This is a genomic window from Pseudomonas sp. o96-267, assembly GCF_003935465.1.
In the GTDB taxonomy this organism is placed as follows: domain Bacteria; phylum Pseudomonadota; class Gammaproteobacteria; order Pseudomonadales; family Pseudomonadaceae; genus Aquipseudomonas; species Aquipseudomonas sediminis.
This window is the reverse complement of the sequence record NZ_RHQP01000007.1, coordinates 157,226-174,395: the sequence shown is the minus strand read 5'-3', so window position 1 is coordinate 174,395 and position 17,170 is coordinate 157,226. Positions and strand designations below refer to the sequence as shown.

Here is a 17,170-nt window from a genome sequence, read left to right as displayed (position 1 = left end):
GCGCGGCCCCACAACCCGGGGTTCCGGTTTTTATGGGGTTGCGGTCGCTCGGTCTGCTCGCGAAGGCTCATACCTCGAACGCTTCGCGAGCAGAGCTCGCTCCTACCTGCGTACATCCCACAAGCAGTCGCCCTTTGCGCACCACAAAACGGCAACTACACGCGCTGCGCACCAAGACCGTTCCATCCCGCACAACCGCATCTGCATGAAATGGGTCCGCCACGGCTATCTGTCTTGTTGGTCAGCTTTTTGCAGTCATGGGATCAGCCAACCAACGGCCATCCCAATACCAAGACTGGAGCTGCACCCACCATGTTCGAGAAGAGCAAAAAACCGCTGCTGCGCACCCTCGTCGCCGCCCTGGGCTTTGGCGCCATGCTCAGCGCCTCCGCCGCCGATCCCTTGAAAGTCGGCTTCGTCTACATCGGCCCCATCGGCGACCACGGCTGGACTTACCAGCACGAACAAGGCCGGCAAATGCTGATCAAGGAAATGGGCGACAAGGTCACCACCAGCTTCGTCGAGAACGTGCCGGAAGGTGCCGACGCCGAGCGGGTGATCCGCAACATGGCCAAGGGCGGTTTCGACCTGATCTTCACCACCTCCTTCGGCTACATGAACCCAACCATCAAGGTGGCCAAGCAATTCCCCAAGGTGACCTTCGAGCACGCCACCGGCTACAAGCAGGACAAGAACGTCGGCACCTACCTGTCGCGCTCCTATGAGGGGCGCTACGTTGGCGGCTTCCTCGCGGCGAAGATGACCAAGACCAAGAAAGTCGGCTACATCGCCTCCTTCCCGATCCCGGAGGTGATCCGCGACATCAACGCCATCCAGCTGGCGCTGGACAAGTACAATCCGGGCACCGAGATCAAGGTGGTGTGGGTCAACACCTGGTTCGATCCGGGCAAGGAATCCGACGCTGCCAACGCGCTGATCGACCAGGGCGTGGACGTGATGTTCCAGCACACCGACAGCCCGGCACCGATCCAGACCGCTGAGCGCCGTGGCATCTACTCCGTCGGCTACGCCTCGGACATGGCTCACTTCGGACCCAAGGCAGTGCTCACCTCCATCGTCAACGACTGGGGCCCGCACTACGTCAAATCCACCCAGGCGGTGATCGACGGCAGCTGGCAGCCACAGGACTTCTGGGGTGGCCTGGCCGAGGACACCATCGAACTGCCGATCAGCGACCTGGTGCCGGCTGACGTGAAGAGCGAAGCCGAGCAGATCATCGCCGACATTCGTAGCGGCGCGTTCCACCCCTTCACCGGCCCGATCAAGGACCAAAGTGGCGCGGTACGCATCGCCGAGGGCGTGAGCGCGACCAACGCCGAGCTGGCCTCGATGAACTACTACGTGGAAAACGTGAAGGCCGAAATGCCGAAGTAAGCAGATTGGTAAAGCCTGCGGCTGACGCCCCAGGCTATCGCGGCTGAAGCCGCTCCCACACCTGTAGGAGCGGCTTCAGCCGCGATAATTTGGAAATCACCGATGCCGTCCCTGCTTATCTCAGCAGAACCGCATCACCGTGGCGCCGGCCTTTGGTGCCACGCATCGCTGCCCTGGGTACGAGAAGACTCGCAGCAACATCCCGGAGCTTTTATGAACAGCCTGCCCATCATCGACATCGCCCCGCTCTACGCCGCCGACGCTTCGGCCTGGCCTGCCGTCGCCGAGCAGATCGACCGCGCCTGCCGCGACTGGGGCTTCTTCTACATCGTCGGTCACCCTATCGGCGCCGAGCGCATCGACGCCCTGCTCAGTGCGGCGAAGACCTTCTTCGCACTGCCCGCCGAAGAGAAACTCAGGATCGATATCACCCAGACCACCCACCATCGTGGCTACGGCGCCATCGCCACCGAGCAGCTCGACCCGAGCAAACCGAGCGATCTGAAGGAAACCTTCGACATGGGTTTCCACATGCCCGCCGATCACCCCGAGGTGCTGGCCGACAAACCCTTGCGCGGACCGAATCGCCACCCGGAGATGCCCGGCTGGGAGGTGCTGATGGAACAGCATTACTCCGACATGCAGGACCTGGCCAAGACCCTGCTGCGCGCCATGGCCATGGCGCTGGACATCGAGCACGACTTCTTCGACGCGCGCTTTCATGAGCCGATCAGCGTGCTGCGCATGATCCACTACCCGCCGCGCCACACCGCCACCAGCAGTGATCAGCAAGGCGCTGGCGCGCACACCGATTACGGCTGCATCACCCTGCTCTACCAGGACGATGCCGGCGGCCTGCAGGTACGTGCACGCGATGGCGAGTGGATCGACGCGCCACCGATTGCCGGCAGCTTCGTGGTCAACATCGGCGACATGATGGCGCGCTGGAGCAACGACCGGTACACCTCGACGCCACATCGGGTGATCAGCCCACTGGGGGTGGATCGCTACTCGATGCCGTTCTTCGCCGAACCGCATCCCGACACACTGATCGACTGCCTGCCGAACTGCTCCAGCGCGGATGACCCGGCCAAGTACACACCGGTGACCAGCGCCGAGTACCTGCTGTCGCGCTTCGCCGATACCTATGCCTACCGACGTGAGGAGATGCCCCCTGCGTAAGGCGAGCCATTACATCGATGTAGGGCGGACCGGGACGCCGGCCGCTCGTAGCGAAGCGAACAGTCCGCCAGACCAGGCCGGGAACGCCATCGCAACGCACGGCGTACTGCTTCGCGAGTACGCCCTACATCATTGCTCGCCCCTGAGTAGGGGCAATCACGAAACAGCCGCGTAGGGTGGATGACGCTTTTTTCATCCACCGCTTCAGCATCGGAGCCTGCACATCGGCGGACATGAAAAGCGGTGTCCACCCTACGCAGCGGGCCAGGCGGCACAGCACGATCCTGTCCCAGCGGTTAAACTTTGCCGATTCCCAAGCCTGACAACGAGAACCGAACATGCCCGAATGGCTGAATGCCCTGCCCAAGGCTGAACTACACCTGCATCTGGAGGGTTCGCTGGAGCCCGAGCTGCTGTTCGCCCTGGCCGAACGCAACCAGATCGCCCTGCCCTGGGCCGATGTCGAGACCCTGCGCGCGGCCTACGCCTTCAACAACCTGCAGGATTTTCTCGACCTGTATTACGCCGGTGCCAACGTGCTGCGTACCGAGCAGGATTTCTACGACCTGACCTGGGCCTACCTGCAACGCTGCAAGGCGCAGAACGTCATCCACGTCGAACCTTTCTTCGACCCGCAAACCCACACCGACCGTGGCATTCCCTTCGAGGTAGTGCTGCGTGGCATCCAGCAGGCGCTGCTCGACGGCGAGAAACAGCTGGGCATCAGCCACGGTCTGATCCTCAGCTTCCTGCGCCATCTTCCTGAAGAAGAGGCGTTCAAGACCCTGGAACAGGCCATGCCGTTCCGCGATGCCTTCATCGGCGTCGGCCTCGACAGCTCGGAAAAGGGCTTCCCGCCGCGTCTGTTCGAACGGGTGTTCGCCAAGGCACGTAGCGAAGGTCTGCATGCGGTGGCGCACGCTGGCGAGGAAGGCCCGCCCCAGTACATCTGGGAAGCGCTGGACCTGCTCAAGATCAAGCGCATCGACCACGGCGTACGCGCCATCGAAGACGAGCGACTGATGCAGCGCATCATCGACGAACAGATCCCGCTGACCGTCTGCCCGCTGTCGAACATCAAGCTGTGCGTGTTCGAACATATGGGCCAGCACAACATCCTCGAGATGCTCGAGCGCGGCGTGAAGGTGACGGTGAACTCTGATGACCCTGCCTACTTCGGCGGCTACGTCGGCGAGAACTTCGCCGCCCTGCACGAACACCTGGGCATGACCGAGGCACAGGCCAAACGCCTGGCACAGAACAGCCTGGACGCGCGCCTGGCCTGAGCAAGAACATCGCCGCTGAAGCCCCTCCCACATCGTGGGAGGGGCTTCAGCCGCGACTGTACGCTCAGTGCCCCGAGAGCTTGCGCCGCTTGCCGGTCACCATCGACAACGGCAGGTTCTCGCGCAGCCGATAGCTCTCGAACAAGGCGGCGGCGATATGCAGGCCGACCAACGCCATCAGGCCGTTGGCGCAGAATTCGTGGATTTCCAGCGGCAGATCCGCGCCCCAGAAATAATCGACCTCCTCCATCAGAAAGCCGGTCACACCCAGGCCGAGCATCAACGCCATCATCAGGATCATCACCAGGGCGCCCAACGGCGAATGCCCCATGCGGTGATACGGCTGCCCGGAAATCAAGGCGCGCAGGTGCTCGCTCAAACGCGCACGGCTCGGCCAGAAATCCGCCCAGCGCGCCGCCGGCGTACCGACGAACCCCCACACCAGGCGGATCGCCAGCCAGACCACCGCGTAGTAACCGAACCAGCGATGCCAGTTCTCACCCTCTTCGGTGAAGAAGTAGTTGGCCAGGAAAGCGCCGGCCAGGGACCAGTGGAACAAGCGCACCACTGGGTCCCACAGGCGCACGGTCGCGGCGCTCATCAGCTTTCCACATTGCTCTTGACGGCATCACCACTGACCGGATCGAAGTAGATTTCGACCTTCTTGCCGTCCTTGTTGTGGCCGTAGATTTCGTAGCAGTTGCCGCCGGTGACCTTGAACTTCTTGATCTCGTAGCCCTGGGCTTTCAGGTCAGCCTGGAACTTGTCCTGATCCTGCCACTGCGCCTTGTCGGCGGTGGTGCATTGGGTAGCAGCGAAGGTCAGCGGGCTGGCCAGAACCAGCGACAACAGAAGCAGTTTGCGCATGATGTAGTCCTCTCAGGTGCAGGGAAAAGTGTGTCTGCGGGGACTACTCTCGCGCTCTAACCTTAAGGCTGTATTAGCGCGCAGTGAACGGTGCACACGATTCGTGGATGAAGGCTCCACGGCGAGGCGGTTGATGATGAACGTCCCTCGGCCAATTCTTGGCGTGGGCGCTCGCCCCTCCTCCATTACTCGAGCCGTGACCATGAGCCAGCCAAGAACCCTGTACGACAAACACATCGACTCTCACACCGTCTGCACGCTGGATGATGCCGGGCATGTGCTGCTGTACATCGACCGCCAGGTGCTCAACGAGTACACCAGCCCTCAGGCCTTCAGCGGGCTACGTGAATCGACGCGACCCGTATGGCGTCCGAGCGCACACCTGGCCGTGGTCGACCACGTCAACCCGACTGCTGCCAAGCGCACTGCCGAAATCGCCGATGCCGGTGGCGCACGCCAGGTCGCTTATCTGGCAGAGAACTGCCGCGACTTCGGCATCGAGTTGTTCGACCTGCTAGACCGGCGTCAGGGCATCGAGCACGTGGTTGCGCCAGAGCAGGGCTTCATCCTGCCTGGCATGGTGGTCGCGGCAGGCGACAGTCATACCACCACCTACGGTGCCCTGGGCGCCTTCGGTTTCGGCATTGGCACCTCGGAGATCGAACACCTGCTGGCCTCACAGACACTGGTGTACAAACGCCTGAAGAGCATGCGCGTCAGCGTCGACGGTGAGCTGCAGCCGGGGGTGGTTTCCAAGGACATCATCATGGCGTTGATCGCGCAGATCGGCGCCTCCGGCGCCACCGGTTACGCGGTCGAATTCTGTGGTTCATGCATCGATGCATTGAGCGTCGAAGCGCGCATGACGGTGTGCAACATGGCTGTCGAAGCCGGTGCACGTGGTGCGTTCATGGCACCGGATCAAAAGGTTTTCGACTACCTGGCGAACCGGCCGATGGCCCCCAAGGGCGAGCGTTGGCAGCAAGCGCTGAGCAGTTGGCGTCAGTTACGGAGTGACCCCGGTGCGCCCTTCGATCGTGAAATAAGGATCGATGCAGCGCAGTTGCACCCGATGGTCACCTGGGGCACCAGCCCGGACCAGGCGCTGGGCATCGACGGCCACATACCGGCACCGAGCGAGCAGGCAGACCCCATCCTGCGTCAGGACATGCAGCGCGCCCTCGACTACATGGGGCTGGAAGCTGGACGAGCGCTGCAGGGAATCCGCATCGACCACGCCTTCATCGGCTCCTGCACCAACGCGCGCATCGAAGACCTGCGCCAGGTTGCCGAGGTGATCGGCAGCCGCAAGGTCGCCAGCCATGTACGCGCGATGATCGTTCCCGGCTCAACTGCCGTACGCGAGCAGGCCGAGGCCGAAGGCCTGGCCAGGCAGTTCATCGAGGCTGGTTTCGAGTGGCGTCAGTCAGGCTGCTCCATGTGCCTGGCGATGAACGACGACGTGCTACCACCAGGCGCACGCTGTGCATCCAGCACCAACCGCAACTTCGAGGGACGCCAGGGAGCCGGTGCCCGCACCCACCTGATGAGCCCAGCCATGGTCGCCGCCGCTGCGATTGCCGGGCACCTGACCGATATCCGTTCACTTTGACCTGCGAGGTTCGCATGCAACCCTTCACTCTCGTCAGCGGCAAGGCCGCTGCGCTACCAGCGGCCAATATCGACACCGACGTGATCATGCCCAAGCAATTCCTCAAGGGCATCGACCGCAATGGACTGGATCGAGGCCTGTTCTTCGACCTGCGCTTTCTTGCAGATGGCAGCCCCAACCCTGGGTTCATCCTCAATCACCCTCAGTGGCAAGGCGCGTGCTTCCTGGTCGTGGGACCGAACTTCGGCTGTGGCTCCAGCCGAGAACATGCCGTATGGGGGCTCAGGCAACTGGGGATTCGGGCACTGATCGGCAGCAGCTTCGCCGGCATCTTCTACGACAACTGCCAACGCAACGGCGTCTTGACCATCAGCCTGCCAGTGCCGCAGGTGAACGAACTGAGCCAGTGGATCAGCCAGGCCGAACACAACCAGCTCGACATCGACCTGACCAGCCAGAGCATCGGCCTCAGCGATGGCCGAACCATCGGCTTCGACATCGACCCGCTGCGCAAGCAGGCCTTGCTGCAGGGCCTGGACGCCATTGGCAGCACCTTGCAGCGCGCCGAGCAGATTCGTCAGTTCGAACGTGATCATCTGCAGGAAAACCCCTGGCTGGCCTGATCACGAGCCTGGGATAAGCCCCCACGGCGCTTGCGCCGTAGGGGTTTGCTCACGAGTAGATAAAGCCCAGCACTTCTTCGAGCAGCGCCTCTGGCACTTCTTCGGCGATGTAGTGCCCGCAGGGTAGCGCCTTGCCACGAACGTTCACCGCCACCCGGCGCCACTCCTGCAATGGATCGAAGCAGCGCCCAACGGTACCCTCCGCGCCCCACAACGCCAGTAACGGAACGCTCAGCTTGCGCTCGGCCTGCACATCGGCGCGATCATGCTCCAGGTCGATGCCGGCACTGGCGCGGTAGTCCTCACACAAGCCATGGGCAGTTCCCGGCAGGCTCAGGCAACGCAGATACTCGGCCAGGGCTTCCTCGGTGAAAGGCTTCATCCCGGCACTACGCGCGCCCATCACGCTGCGCAGATACAGTTCCGGATTGGCCTCGATCAGGGTTTCCGGCAGCGGCGCCGGGCGAATCAGGAAGAACCAGTGCCAGTAGGCACGCGCGAACTCCTCGCTGGTCTGTTCGTACATGGCCAGTGTCGGTGCGATATCCAGGGTGATCAGATGCTTCACCGCTTCGGGGTGATCCTGCGCCAGACGATGAGCAACACGCGCGCCGCGATCGTGCGCCAGCACATCGAAGCGAGAGAAACCAAGCGCCTTCATCAGCTCCAGCATGTCCAGCGCCATCTGCCGTTTGCTGTATGCCTCGTGCCGTTCGCCACCGGCCGGTTTTTCACTGTCACCGTAACCACGCAAATCTGCCGCCACTACCGTGAAATGCCGGGTCAGCGGTTCGGCCACCTTGTGCCACATCGCATGGGTCTGGGGGTGACCATGCAGCAGCAACAGCGCCTGGCCGCTGCCACCTTTGCGATAGTGAATGCGTATGCCATTGACCTGGCATTGGCCTGTCTCGAAGGACGCGAACATGAGGCGAGTCTCCTTTCTTATAGTAGGGAGGCTACATGCTAGGCCGCACGGCGCGGGCCACTAAGGCGCAAAGCGTGGCGGCGCCCTTCATGAATCGTGGCCAAATACCGGCAGCGCAGCCAGGTACTGCTCGAGAAACTCCACGCAAGCACGCAACCTGGCCGAATGCGCCAGCCGAGTCGGATACACCGCCCAGACATTGGCACTCTGGCGATACTCCGGCAGCACATGCACCAGTGCGCCACTGGCCAGCAGCGGCTGCACTTCCCATTGCGAGCGCAGCATGATGCCGCGATCAGCCAGGGCCCAGGCCAACACCACTTCACCACTGTTGGAAGACAACGGCCCGTCGACTCGTACCGAATGCGCCTGCCCTTGCCGCTCCAGGTGCCAGATGCCGAACGGGTAGTCGCGCTCCTTGATCACCAGACAATCGTGGGACTGCAGATCCTCCAGCTCCTGCGGGCAACCGTGGCGCTGCAGGTAGGTCGGAGATGCGCACAACACGCGGTTGTTATCCGCCAGCCGCCTGCCGATGCATTGGCCCGGCAAGTCATCGCCGACGAGAATCTCCAGGTCGATACCCTCGGCGACGATATCCACCACCCGGTCGAACAGTTCGAGGCGAACGTTCAGCTCCGGGTAAAGCTCGACCATCTGCGCCAGTGCCGGTGCCAGGTGACTCCGGCCAAAGCCCAGGCTGCTGCTGATGCGCAACAGCCCTCGCGGCGTCTGCCGGGCGACCGACAACTCATCGAACAACTCGTCCACATCGGCGAGGATGCGCAGCGCCCAACGCTGGGTGCGCTCGCCATCTTCGGTCAGCGCAACGCGCCGGGTGGTGCGATGCAGCAGGCGGGTATTGAGAGTCGCTTCGAGAATCTGAATGCGCTTGCTGACGTAAGCGGGAGACAAGCCGAGCTCCTCGGCGGCAGCCGCGAAGCTCTTCTTGCGAATGACGGTGAGGAAGACCCGAAGATCTTCCGGCAACGGAAAAGCGTCTCGTGCGCCACTCATGAACCGCATCCAAGGCAGGACAAAGTGGCAGGATACGGCCGTCAGGCCACGAGAGTAACCCCGCCCAACCGCCTATCCCCTCAGGCATCTCAGAAGTCGAAATCGACCTTGGCCCAGAGTGTGCGGCCCGGCTCGTCGATACGGGTTTCGGCCGGGAAGCCGAAGCCAGCATCACCCGCCAGATTGAGGTGCTCGGCGTAGTTCTTGTCGAGTAGGTTATCCACACCGGCACTGAGCTTGACCTGCTGGCTGACGCGGTAGGCACCGTTGAGCGAGAGCACGCCGAAGCCGGCACTGTCACCAAAGTCCTGCCCCACCACATTGCCGCGCCCTTCGGCGATGCGCCCCTGACCATCGACCACACGCCACAGGGCGCCGACGCTCCAGTCGTCGCGCTGGTAGGTCAGGCCCAGGCGCGCCTCCAGTGGCGGCATCTGCGGCAGCGCTTCGCCGTCCGAGCTGTTCTTGCCCCAGGCGTAGGCCAGGGTCGCGTCGGCCTTCCAGTTGGAATCGAAGGCATAGGCCACACCCAGCTCGCCGCCCATGATGCGCGCGTCGACGTTGTCGGCCTGGGTGCTCATGCCACGGTAGTCGAACAGGATGTAATCGCGGATCTGCCCGACATAGGCCGAAGCCCAGGCCTGCAGCTTGTCGTCCTGGTACTGGATGCCGATATCGAGCTGAGTGGTCTTCTCCGGCTTGATGCCATCGAAGGCGTTGTCCGCGCCGGCTGGGCCATTGAGACCGGCGGAGAACAGCTCCCAGTAATCGGGGAAACGCTGCACGTGGCCGATGCCGGCATAGACAGTGGTCGGCGAGCCGGACAGGTCGTGCTCGTAGCGCACGAAACCACTGGGCAAGGTATCGGCACGGGTCTCGCCCGCCGTCGGGTTGGGCGTGGTCATGCCCATCATGCTGGTGAAATTCTGCCGGTAGTCCTTGGCCGAGGCGCGATCCAGGCGTGCGCCGGAGATCAGCCGATCACCCTCGGCCAGGCTCCAGGTGGCTTCGGCGAAGGCGCCATAGTTGTGCATCAGCGCGTCCTTGTCCCAGGGGAAGCGATCAGCATCGACATAGGGCATGCCCATCATGCCGCCGCTGGAGCTGCGCTGGCGGTGTTCGCTGCGCTGCGCATCGACGCCGGTAATCAGCTCGACGTCGTCCCACTTCCAGGTCGCGGCCAGGCGTGCGCCGAGAGTGCGACGGTCGACCTGCGCCGCCATCGGCCCGGCCATCATGCTGCTTGGGTCCGGCACGCGCAGACGGAAGTTGTCCATGATGTGGTCGGCGTAGTTGTAGTAGACCTTGGCCTCGACCTTATCCAGCACGCCACCGAGGTTACTGCGCTCGATGCGCAGGCCGAGGCTTTCGCGCTTGAACTGAGTGCCGTCCATGCCACGGCCACCGTAACGCGCTTCGCCATCGCCACGGCCAGCCGTGAGTTCGATCAGGGTATCGGCATCCGGGGTCCAGCCCAGGGCCACGTCGCCGTTCCACTTGTCCCAGCGCGAGGCGATGGTGTCGCCGTCACCGTTGTCGTAATCGTCCGACTGCGAGCGGTTGCCCATCACCCGCAGGTAGCCCTGCTCGCTGCCCACGGCGCCATCCAGGGTTCGGTCGAAACGGCCATTGGAGCCGGCCAGCACACTGGCATGCAGGCGCGCGCCCAGCTCACCGAAACGCTCCGGCTCGCGGTCAAAACGCACCACCCCAGCCGAAGCACCCGGCCCCCAGATCACGGTTTGCGGGCCCTTGGTAACAGTCAGCCGATCGAAGGTTTCTGGCGAAATGTAGGAACTGGGTGCGTCCATCCGCCCCGGGCAGGCGCCGATCATCTGCCCGCCATCGGTGAGCAGCAGCAGGCGCGAGCCAAACAGCCCGCGCAACACCGGGTCACTGTTGCTGCCACCGCTACGAATCGCGGAGAAACCGGGAATGGTCTTGAGGTAGTCGGCCGCATCGCTGGCCGGCACCGGCTGGCGTGGGTCCTTGGGGTCGGCCACCACGGTCAGCGGCGAGCTTTGCTGGATTGCCGTGATCACCGTGGGTGGCAGTTCGTGCACATGCTCCTCGGCAGCCTGCAAGGCCGTAATGGAACACAGGCCGCAGGCAACGGCCAGGACGGACAAGGGAAAACGAGGGCGCACGAAAGCAGCGCCCGAAACGAAGGAAACGGACATGCGGATACCTGAAAAGTCGATTGGCGAAGAGGCCTGGTAACGGCCTCATGGGTGTGTGGACTTCAGGCGCGCATGGGCGGTGCGCGTGACAACGCATGAGGGAAGTTGGCGCCCGGCAGCGGTCGCTCAGGCAACCCCAGGGTGGTATCGCGAGATAACGCCAGGCGGCTCGCGAGCACCGAGCCATTGTCGGCCAGCACCGGACAATGCGAGAGCAGCGAGCAGTAGCCGCAAGCATCCACCTGCGACACTGGGCTGGAGCTGCTCGCTGGGGCCGGCACGCTACCTGCCCCGTCATGACAGCTGAGCTCGCTCAGCCAGCGCCAGTCAGCCGGCTCGGCACGCAGTTGCGACGCCAGGGGCGCCAGAACGATAAGGACGAACGCCAGCAGCCCAAGCTGGGCAGCGAGGGTTCGTCTGCGTGCCGTGAACATCATCAGTGCTGGTGCTTGCCTGCATCATGACCGGCAGCATGATCATGACCTGCCGGCGCCTCTTTCTGCACGGCGACCTCGACCTCGACAGCACCGGCTTTCTCGAAGTTGAGGGTCAGCGGGAAGCGCTCACCGTCCTTGGCCTGCTGTTTCAGGTTGAACAGCATGACGTGATAGCCCATGGGCTCGAACTTCACCTCGCCACCAGCGGGGATGGCCACGTCCTGCACCTGCTGCATTTTCATCACGCCACCTTCGTGCACATGCTCATGCAACTCGGCCTTGCCGGCCACAGGCGTGCTGGCGCCTAGCAGACGATCGGCTTCACTGCCCTTGTTGTGGACAACGAAATAAGCGGCAGCAGTCGGCGCCACCGGCGGCATCTCGCGCGACCAGGGGTGATCGATGTGCAGTTGACCGGCTTCGTACTCGTGGGCCTGCACCAACAGCGACGGCAGCAGCAGGGTGAGGCCGAGCAGGGTTTTCTTCAGGGTCATGGGTGTTGCCTCCTGGTTTGGAATCGAATCATGGGTCGAGCGTACAACGTCTTGCGACGATCAAGCTGTTAGTTCATGCCTGCGGTTGGGCCGCTGGCCGCAGTTGGCGGTAGCGTGCGAGCAGCCAGTCGAACGCGAGGAGCAGCAGCGAAGCGCCGACCAGTGGGAAAATCACGCCTAGCACCATCATCACGCCGATGGCGGTCTTCCAGCGCGGCAGGTCGTGGCGCAGCGGGGGTAAACCGAAGCGCCCGGCCGGGCGGCGTTTCCACCACAGCACCAGGCCACTGACGGAGCTGAAGATGATCAGCAGGCACACCGCCGCCATCAGCAGTTGGTTGGCCAGGCCGAACAGCTTGCCTTCGTGCAGCATCACCCCGGTTTCCACGGTTTTCGCCACCGGGCCGTAGTCCTGCCAGCGCACATCGGCGAGCACTGCGCCGCTGTATTGGTCGAAGTGCAGCATGGCGTCGTTGCGCGGGTCGTCGGCGAACAGCGCGACGGTGTACACGGCCTGCTCGCCGCTGGGCAGGCTGATGCTGTAGCCGGGCTGGACACCGCGCTCGGCGGCGCTGTCGACCACGTGCTGCAGCAAGCTGGTGGAAGCCGATGCGGCCTGATGCCCGGCATGGCCGTGATGCGCGGCATGCGGGTCGGAAGCCGGCAGCGGCGTGACTTCCACCGCCCAGGCCACGGTCTGCTGGCTGCTGCGGTTGAGGCTGCCGGTCAGTTGCCCGGACTTCGGCACGTCATCCCACATCGCGGCGGGGAAGTGGTTCCAGGCGCCGGCGAACTGCGCACCCCAGTAGCCCGTCCAGGTCATGCCGGTGAGCAGCATGAACAGCAGCAATGCGCTACCCCAGAAGCCGGTCACAGCATGCAGGTCGCGCCACCACAGGCGGCCACGCGCGCTCAGGCGTGGCCACAGCACACCCGCCCCGCTGCTGCCGCGCGGCCACCACAGGTAAAGGCCGGATACCACCAAGACGATGCCCCAGCCCGCGGCCAGTTCGATCAGCCGGTCGCCGACGGTGCCGATCAGCAGATCACCGTGCAACTTGCGCACTACCGCCTGCAGATTCCACAACGCATCCTGGGTGCCGAGCAGGCTGCCATTGTAAGGATCGATGAACAGGTTCAGCTCCTGGCCGTCCTGATTGATCACGAACTGCGCGCTGCGATCCTGCGCAGCAGGCGGCAGGTATTTGCTGACCGTCGCCTGCGGGTAGGCCTCGCGGACGATGGCCAGTTGCTGATCGGCACTCAGGCGCTGCTCGGCGATCGGCACCTGCATCAGGTCGGCGTACATCCAGGTATCGAGCTGCGGTTTGAACAGGTAGATGATCCCGGTGACCGACAGCAGGATCATGAACGGAATGACGAACAGCCCGGCATAGAAGTGCCAGCGCCAGGCCAGGTTGTAGAACGAGGCGGACTCACGCATGGCAGGTGCCTCCATCAGGGGTTTCATGAAAGGGGTTCACAACGACCCTCCTTCGTTTCGCAGGAGCGCGTTTCTGCGCTTCGGCACTCGTGCACGGCGTAAACGTCGCCAGCCCAGCACCGTGCCGCTGAGGCAGATCACCAAACCGCCAAGGCTGAAGGCGATGATCAGGGCTTCGCGCAGCAACGGGCGCTCCAGTAGCGGCGGCCAGTCCCAGCTGTGCAGCAGGTTGAACAGCCAGCGACCGACGCGCTGGCGCTGGTCATGCCGCGCGATCATCTCGCCGCTGGCCGGGTCGAGGTAGACCCAGGTCTGCTCAGGGTCATCGAAGCGCACCCGCAGCACCGGCAGCGGTCGGTTCTGCGAGCCGTACATGCTTTGCGCATCGCGGGCGAAGTAGTAGGTATCGAAGCGCTCCAGCCACTCGCTTTGCAGTGCCGCAGCTGGCGCCATAAGGCGGGCCGTATCGAGCAGCTGTTCACGGGGCAACTGACGCAGCAAGGTCTCGCCGTGCAGCATGCGGCTCTCACCGCTCGCCGCTCGTGCCACCGGATAGATGCTGCCATCGAGGCGACGCCATTCCAGCTCGACCACATCCAGCTCGGTGCGCAGCAGTTGCAGTGCGCGGCTGATGGGGAGCGAAACGTCCGCCGCCCGTAACTCGCCGCCCTGCATCAGCGCAGCGTCGAGGCGCGAACGGCTGTCGGTGGTGCCCCAGGGCCGCATGGACATCAGGCCACTGAAGATCCACGCCACCAGCACGACGCCGAACAGCAGGCCGCCGATATGGTGCCAACGCAACCAGCCACCGGAGTATGGGCTGCGGGAACCGTTGCGATAGGGCTTGCGAAAACGCCAGCGCATCAGACCAACCACCATGCCCAGTGCGGCCATGGCCGTGCCCAGCAGGGACAGGCCGATCACCAGTACGCGCCAGCCGTTGTCGAAACCGAAGCCACTACGTAGCGGATAGAGCCAGTGCAACCAGGCACCCAGCCAATTCCAGCGCCGCTCCTGCAGGCTGGCATCACGCACTACTTCGCCAGTCTTGCCCGACAGGTAGAGCCAGGTACGCTCGGCATCGCCCAGCTCGACCAGATGCAATGGGCGCTCGGTATCCAGCGCACGTGAATGCGTCCAGACATCTTCCTCGAACTGGCCGCGATAGCGCAGCGGCACGTCGCCGGCATATTGCCGGGCGCCAGCCAGCGCCCAGGCTTCGTCCGCGCGCGCCAGGGGCTCACCGCTACGCGCATCGAGGGTCACACGGCGCCCGTCGGCCAGCTCCAGCAGATAGAACGGCTGGCCGCCCAGGCTGCTCAGACGCAGCCGCTGCAACGGCAGCTGCGCCCATTGCGCCGGCACCTCGGCGCAGCAGCTCGTGGGCAGTGCCGGTAGATGCCCGAGGCGCTCGCTGCCGGTCAGCTTGGGGTAGCCGACATACAGCATCACCACCCCGGAGACGAACCACAGCGCCATCAGCAGGCACAGGCCGATACCCAGCCAGCGATGCCAGAGGTACAGCTGGCGTTTAAGCGCCATCAGTAACGCCACTGCACAGCCACTTCCAGGCTGCGCGGCTCGCCCAGGTAGTACTGGGTGTTGCTCTGGTGAATGAAGCGGGCGTAGGTCTCGTCGGTAAGGTTGCGCAGCCGCGCGCTCAGTTCGGTGTGAGCATCCAGATCGTGCTTGAGGAACAGCCCGTAGACCATGTACGACGGCACCCACATGGTGTTGGCGGTATTGGCGTAGACCGAGGAGACATAACGCGCATCGGCCCCCACCTGCCAGTCCGGCGCAACGTCATAGGTCAGCCAGAGGTTGGCCACGCGCTCGGGAATGTTCACCGGGTTCTTGCCCTTGCGCGATACCGCCACACCACCAACGGTTTCGTTGAACTCGTCGTATTCGGCGCGTACCCAGGCGACGTTACCGGCAGCGAGCAACTGCGGGGTGATCTTGAACGAGGCGGCCAGTTCGACACCGGTGGAGGTCTGCTGCCCGGCCTGCTCGGTGGTATTTGGCACACTGGAAGATGGCACCGAGATGTTCTTGCGCACGATACGGTAGGCCGCCGCCGTCGCCGAGCCGCGACCATCGAGGACGTCGAACTTGCTGCCCACCTCGACCTGGCGACCGGTGCTCAGGTCGAAATCGGCGACCTGGCCGACCGAGGCGCTGGTCAGCGTGCCACCTGGCGGCTCGGCAGAGGTGCTGTATTGGCTGTAAAGGCTGATGGCATCGGTGAGGTCATAGACCAGACCGACCCGCCCGGTGAAGGCATCCCAGCGGCGATCCAGCTCGACGCGGGTCGCATGCTCGACTACCTCGAAGTCGATATGGTCGTAGCGCAGCGCAGTGATCAGAGCCAGACGATCGGTCAGCCGGGTACGGTTCTCGACAAAGGCAGAGGAGGTATCGGCCCAGGTGCTGCGCCCCTTGGTGCGCGGGGCGTCCATGCCTGGGATGTCGAGAAACTTGCCCGGGTCGAAACCGTTGGGGTCGACCGTGTCGAAGTTCGCCGAGATCGACAGCGGGTAGTTGGTCTGCTGGTTGCGGCTGTACTCCAGACCGAAGGCCCAGTCGCTGGCCCGGCCGAACAGATCGCCGGCATGGGTCAGCTCGAAACGGTCGCCATTGACCTCTTGGTCATGGCGCTGACGGTAAGCAGCAGAGCGGGTCACCTCGGTATTGGTGTCGTTGTAGCGATAACGCTCGAGGTTGCGGTAATCGCGCTGGCCCTTGTAGTGGTAGAAGGTGTTGCGCAACTGGGTAGAGTCATCGAGGCGGTAATCGGTGATCGAGCGCAGCCAGCGGGTGCGTTGCTCGTAGCGGCCATCCTCGACGTTGTAGTTGTTGAAACGGTTGTGTTTGTCGATACGCAGCTTGCCACTCAACGGCTGCAACACCGGCGAGCCCCAGTACGGGCTGTCTTCCTGCTCTTCCAGGTACTCGATGGCCAGGGTGTGGGAAAGCTGGTCGTTGATGTCGCTGAGCAGGGAAAAGGCCAGGTTGCCCGCCCCGTTCTCCTGACGGTCGATGTAGCCGTTGGTGTGAGTACGGCTGTAATCAAGGCGTGCGTAATGGCGCGGCCCGTCGCCCTGGTTAAGCGCCTGGTTGACGCCGATGGCGGTTTCCCAGGTGTCGTAGCGCGAGTAGCTGACACGCCCTTCCAGGCTGTCCTTGTCACGGCTGGCAAGCTTGGTGATGTAGTTCAGACTGCCGCCCACCGCGCCACTGCCATTGAGGAAGGACGACGGCCCACCAAGCAGTTCGACTCGGTCGTAGATCCAGGCGCCAACAGGACGCGCCGAACCGCCGTACTGCAGGTTGATGCCATTGAACAGTTGGCCGATCTGCGCGCCATTGAAGCCCCGATAGGCCACGTAACCGCCCCAGCCGGGCGGTGCTGAGGCGTTCACGCCGGGCAAGGCATTGGCGGCATCTTGAAAGTTGCGTACGCCGAGACGCTCCATGGTCGCCCGATCCGCCACGCTGACCGAGGCCGGATTTTCACGAACGCTGAGATTAAGGCGCGAGCCGCTCTCGATGGTTTTGTCCAGGTTGATGCCAGTAGCCTCGTCGGGCTCGGCGCCAACGCCAGATACGGTGCTGGCAGGCAGCGTCAAGGCGTCACTTTGCGCCCAGGCAAGGGAGGTGCTGCAGGCGAGCAGCGCCAGGGTGGTCATGCGAAACATGTAAGGC

The 17,170-nt window shown here is 63.6% G+C and carries 15 protein-coding genes; 5 read left to right on the top strand and 10 right to left on the bottom strand.

Features of this window, described 5'->3' with window-relative positions:
* The first annotated feature begins 312 nt into the window (after positions 1-312).
* From EGJ86_RS06935 to EGJ86_RS06925, 3 genes are all read left to right on the top strand, one after another.
* A complete protein-coding gene (locus EGJ86_RS06935) occupies positions 313-1,395 on the top strand; it encodes a BMP family ABC transporter substrate-binding protein (protein WP_125834542.1) in 1,083 nt (360 codons plus the stop codon).
* Positions 1,396-1,608: 213 nt separating this feature from the next.
* Positions 1,609-2,577, top strand: a complete 969-nt coding sequence (locus EGJ86_RS06930) for a 2-oxoglutarate and iron-dependent oxygenase domain-containing protein (RefSeq protein WP_125834541.1) — start codon at positions 1,609-1,611, stop codon at positions 2,575-2,577.
* 338 nt (positions 2,578-2,915) lie between these two features.
* Positions 2,916-3,863, top strand: coding sequence for an adenosine deaminase (locus tag EGJ86_RS06925; protein ID WP_125834540.1), 948 nt, complete (start codon positions 2,916-2,918; stop codon positions 3,861-3,863).
* A gap of 64 nt (positions 3,864-3,927) precedes the next feature.
* Here EGJ86_RS06925 and EGJ86_RS06920 read toward each other — a convergent pair whose 3' ends face one another.
* Complete coding sequence (locus tag EGJ86_RS06920; RefSeq protein ID WP_125834539.1) at positions 3,928-4,464, bottom strand: cytochrome b/b6 domain-containing protein; 537 nt, start codon at positions 4,462-4,464, stop codon at positions 3,928-3,930.
* Entirely contained in the window at positions 4,464-4,730 is a 267-nt protein-coding gene (locus EGJ86_RS06915; protein ID WP_099526185.1) for a PepSY domain-containing protein, read from the bottom strand. Before EGJ86_RS06915 ends, EGJ86_RS06920 begins: the two co-directional genes overlap by 1 nt.
* 202 nt (positions 4,731-4,932) lie before the next feature.
* Between EGJ86_RS06915 and leuC the strand changes: the two genes are divergently transcribed.
* Positions 4,933-6,342: a 3-isopropylmalate dehydratase large subunit gene (gene leuC, locus EGJ86_RS06910; RefSeq protein WP_125834538.1), complete on the top strand. Its 1,410-nt coding sequence runs from the start codon at positions 4,933-4,935 to the stop codon at positions 6,340-6,342.
* Positions 6,343-6,356: 14 nt separating this feature from the next.
* Positions 6,357-6,965, top strand: coding sequence for a 3-isopropylmalate dehydratase small subunit (gene leuD / locus EGJ86_RS06905; protein ID WP_125834537.1), 609 nt, complete (start codon positions 6,357-6,359; stop codon positions 6,963-6,965).
* A gap of 49 nt (positions 6,966-7,014) precedes the next feature.
* Here the strand turns inward: leuD and EGJ86_RS06900 are convergent, their stop codons facing one another.
* From EGJ86_RS06900 to EGJ86_RS06865, 8 genes are all read right to left on the bottom strand, one after another.
* A complete protein-coding gene (locus tag EGJ86_RS06900) occupies positions 7,015-7,893 on the bottom strand; it encodes an alpha/beta fold hydrolase (RefSeq protein WP_125834536.1) in 879 nt (292 codons plus the stop codon).
* Between the two features lie 87 nt (positions 7,894-7,980).
* Positions 7,981-8,910 (bottom strand): LysR substrate-binding domain-containing protein, encoded by a 930-nt coding sequence (locus tag EGJ86_RS06895; protein WP_125834535.1) that lies wholly within the window; start codon positions 8,908-8,910, stop codon positions 7,981-7,983.
* An 89-nt stretch (positions 8,911-8,999) separates the two neighbouring features.
* The gene (locus tag EGJ86_RS06890; protein WP_125834534.1) at positions 9,000-11,090 is read right to left on the bottom strand and encodes a TonB-dependent copper receptor; all 2,091 of its coding nucleotides are present in this window, start codon (positions 11,088-11,090) and stop codon (positions 9,000-9,002) included.
* A gap of 62 nt (positions 11,091-11,152) precedes the next feature.
* Positions 11,153-11,527, bottom strand: coding sequence for a DUF2946 domain-containing protein (locus EGJ86_RS06885; RefSeq protein ID WP_125834533.1), 375 nt, complete (start codon positions 11,525-11,527; stop codon positions 11,153-11,155).
* Positions 11,527-12,021, bottom strand: coding sequence for a copper chaperone PCu(A)C (locus EGJ86_RS06880; protein WP_125834532.1), 495 nt, complete (start codon positions 12,019-12,021; stop codon positions 11,527-11,529). The genes EGJ86_RS06885 and EGJ86_RS06880 overlap by 1 nt, the downstream gene beginning before the upstream one ends.
* A gap of 73 nt (positions 12,022-12,094) precedes the next feature.
* A complete protein-coding gene (locus EGJ86_RS06875; protein ID WP_125834531.1) occupies positions 12,095-13,465 on the bottom strand; it encodes a PepSY domain-containing protein in 1,371 nt (456 codons plus the stop codon).
* 36 nt (positions 13,466-13,501) lie between these two features.
* The gene (locus EGJ86_RS06870; protein ID WP_125834530.1) at positions 13,502-15,007 is read right to left on the bottom strand and encodes a PepSY domain-containing protein; all 1,506 of its coding nucleotides are present in this window, start codon (positions 15,005-15,007) and stop codon (positions 13,502-13,504) included.
* Positions 15,007-17,163 carry a TonB-dependent siderophore receptor gene (locus EGJ86_RS06865; RefSeq protein ID WP_125834529.1) on the bottom strand — a complete coding sequence of 719 codons (2,157 nt, stop codon included), beginning with the start codon at positions 17,161-17,163 and terminating at the stop codon, positions 15,007-15,009. Before EGJ86_RS06865 ends, EGJ86_RS06870 begins: the two co-directional genes overlap by 1 nt.
* Positions 17,164-17,170 lie beyond the last annotated feature (7 nt).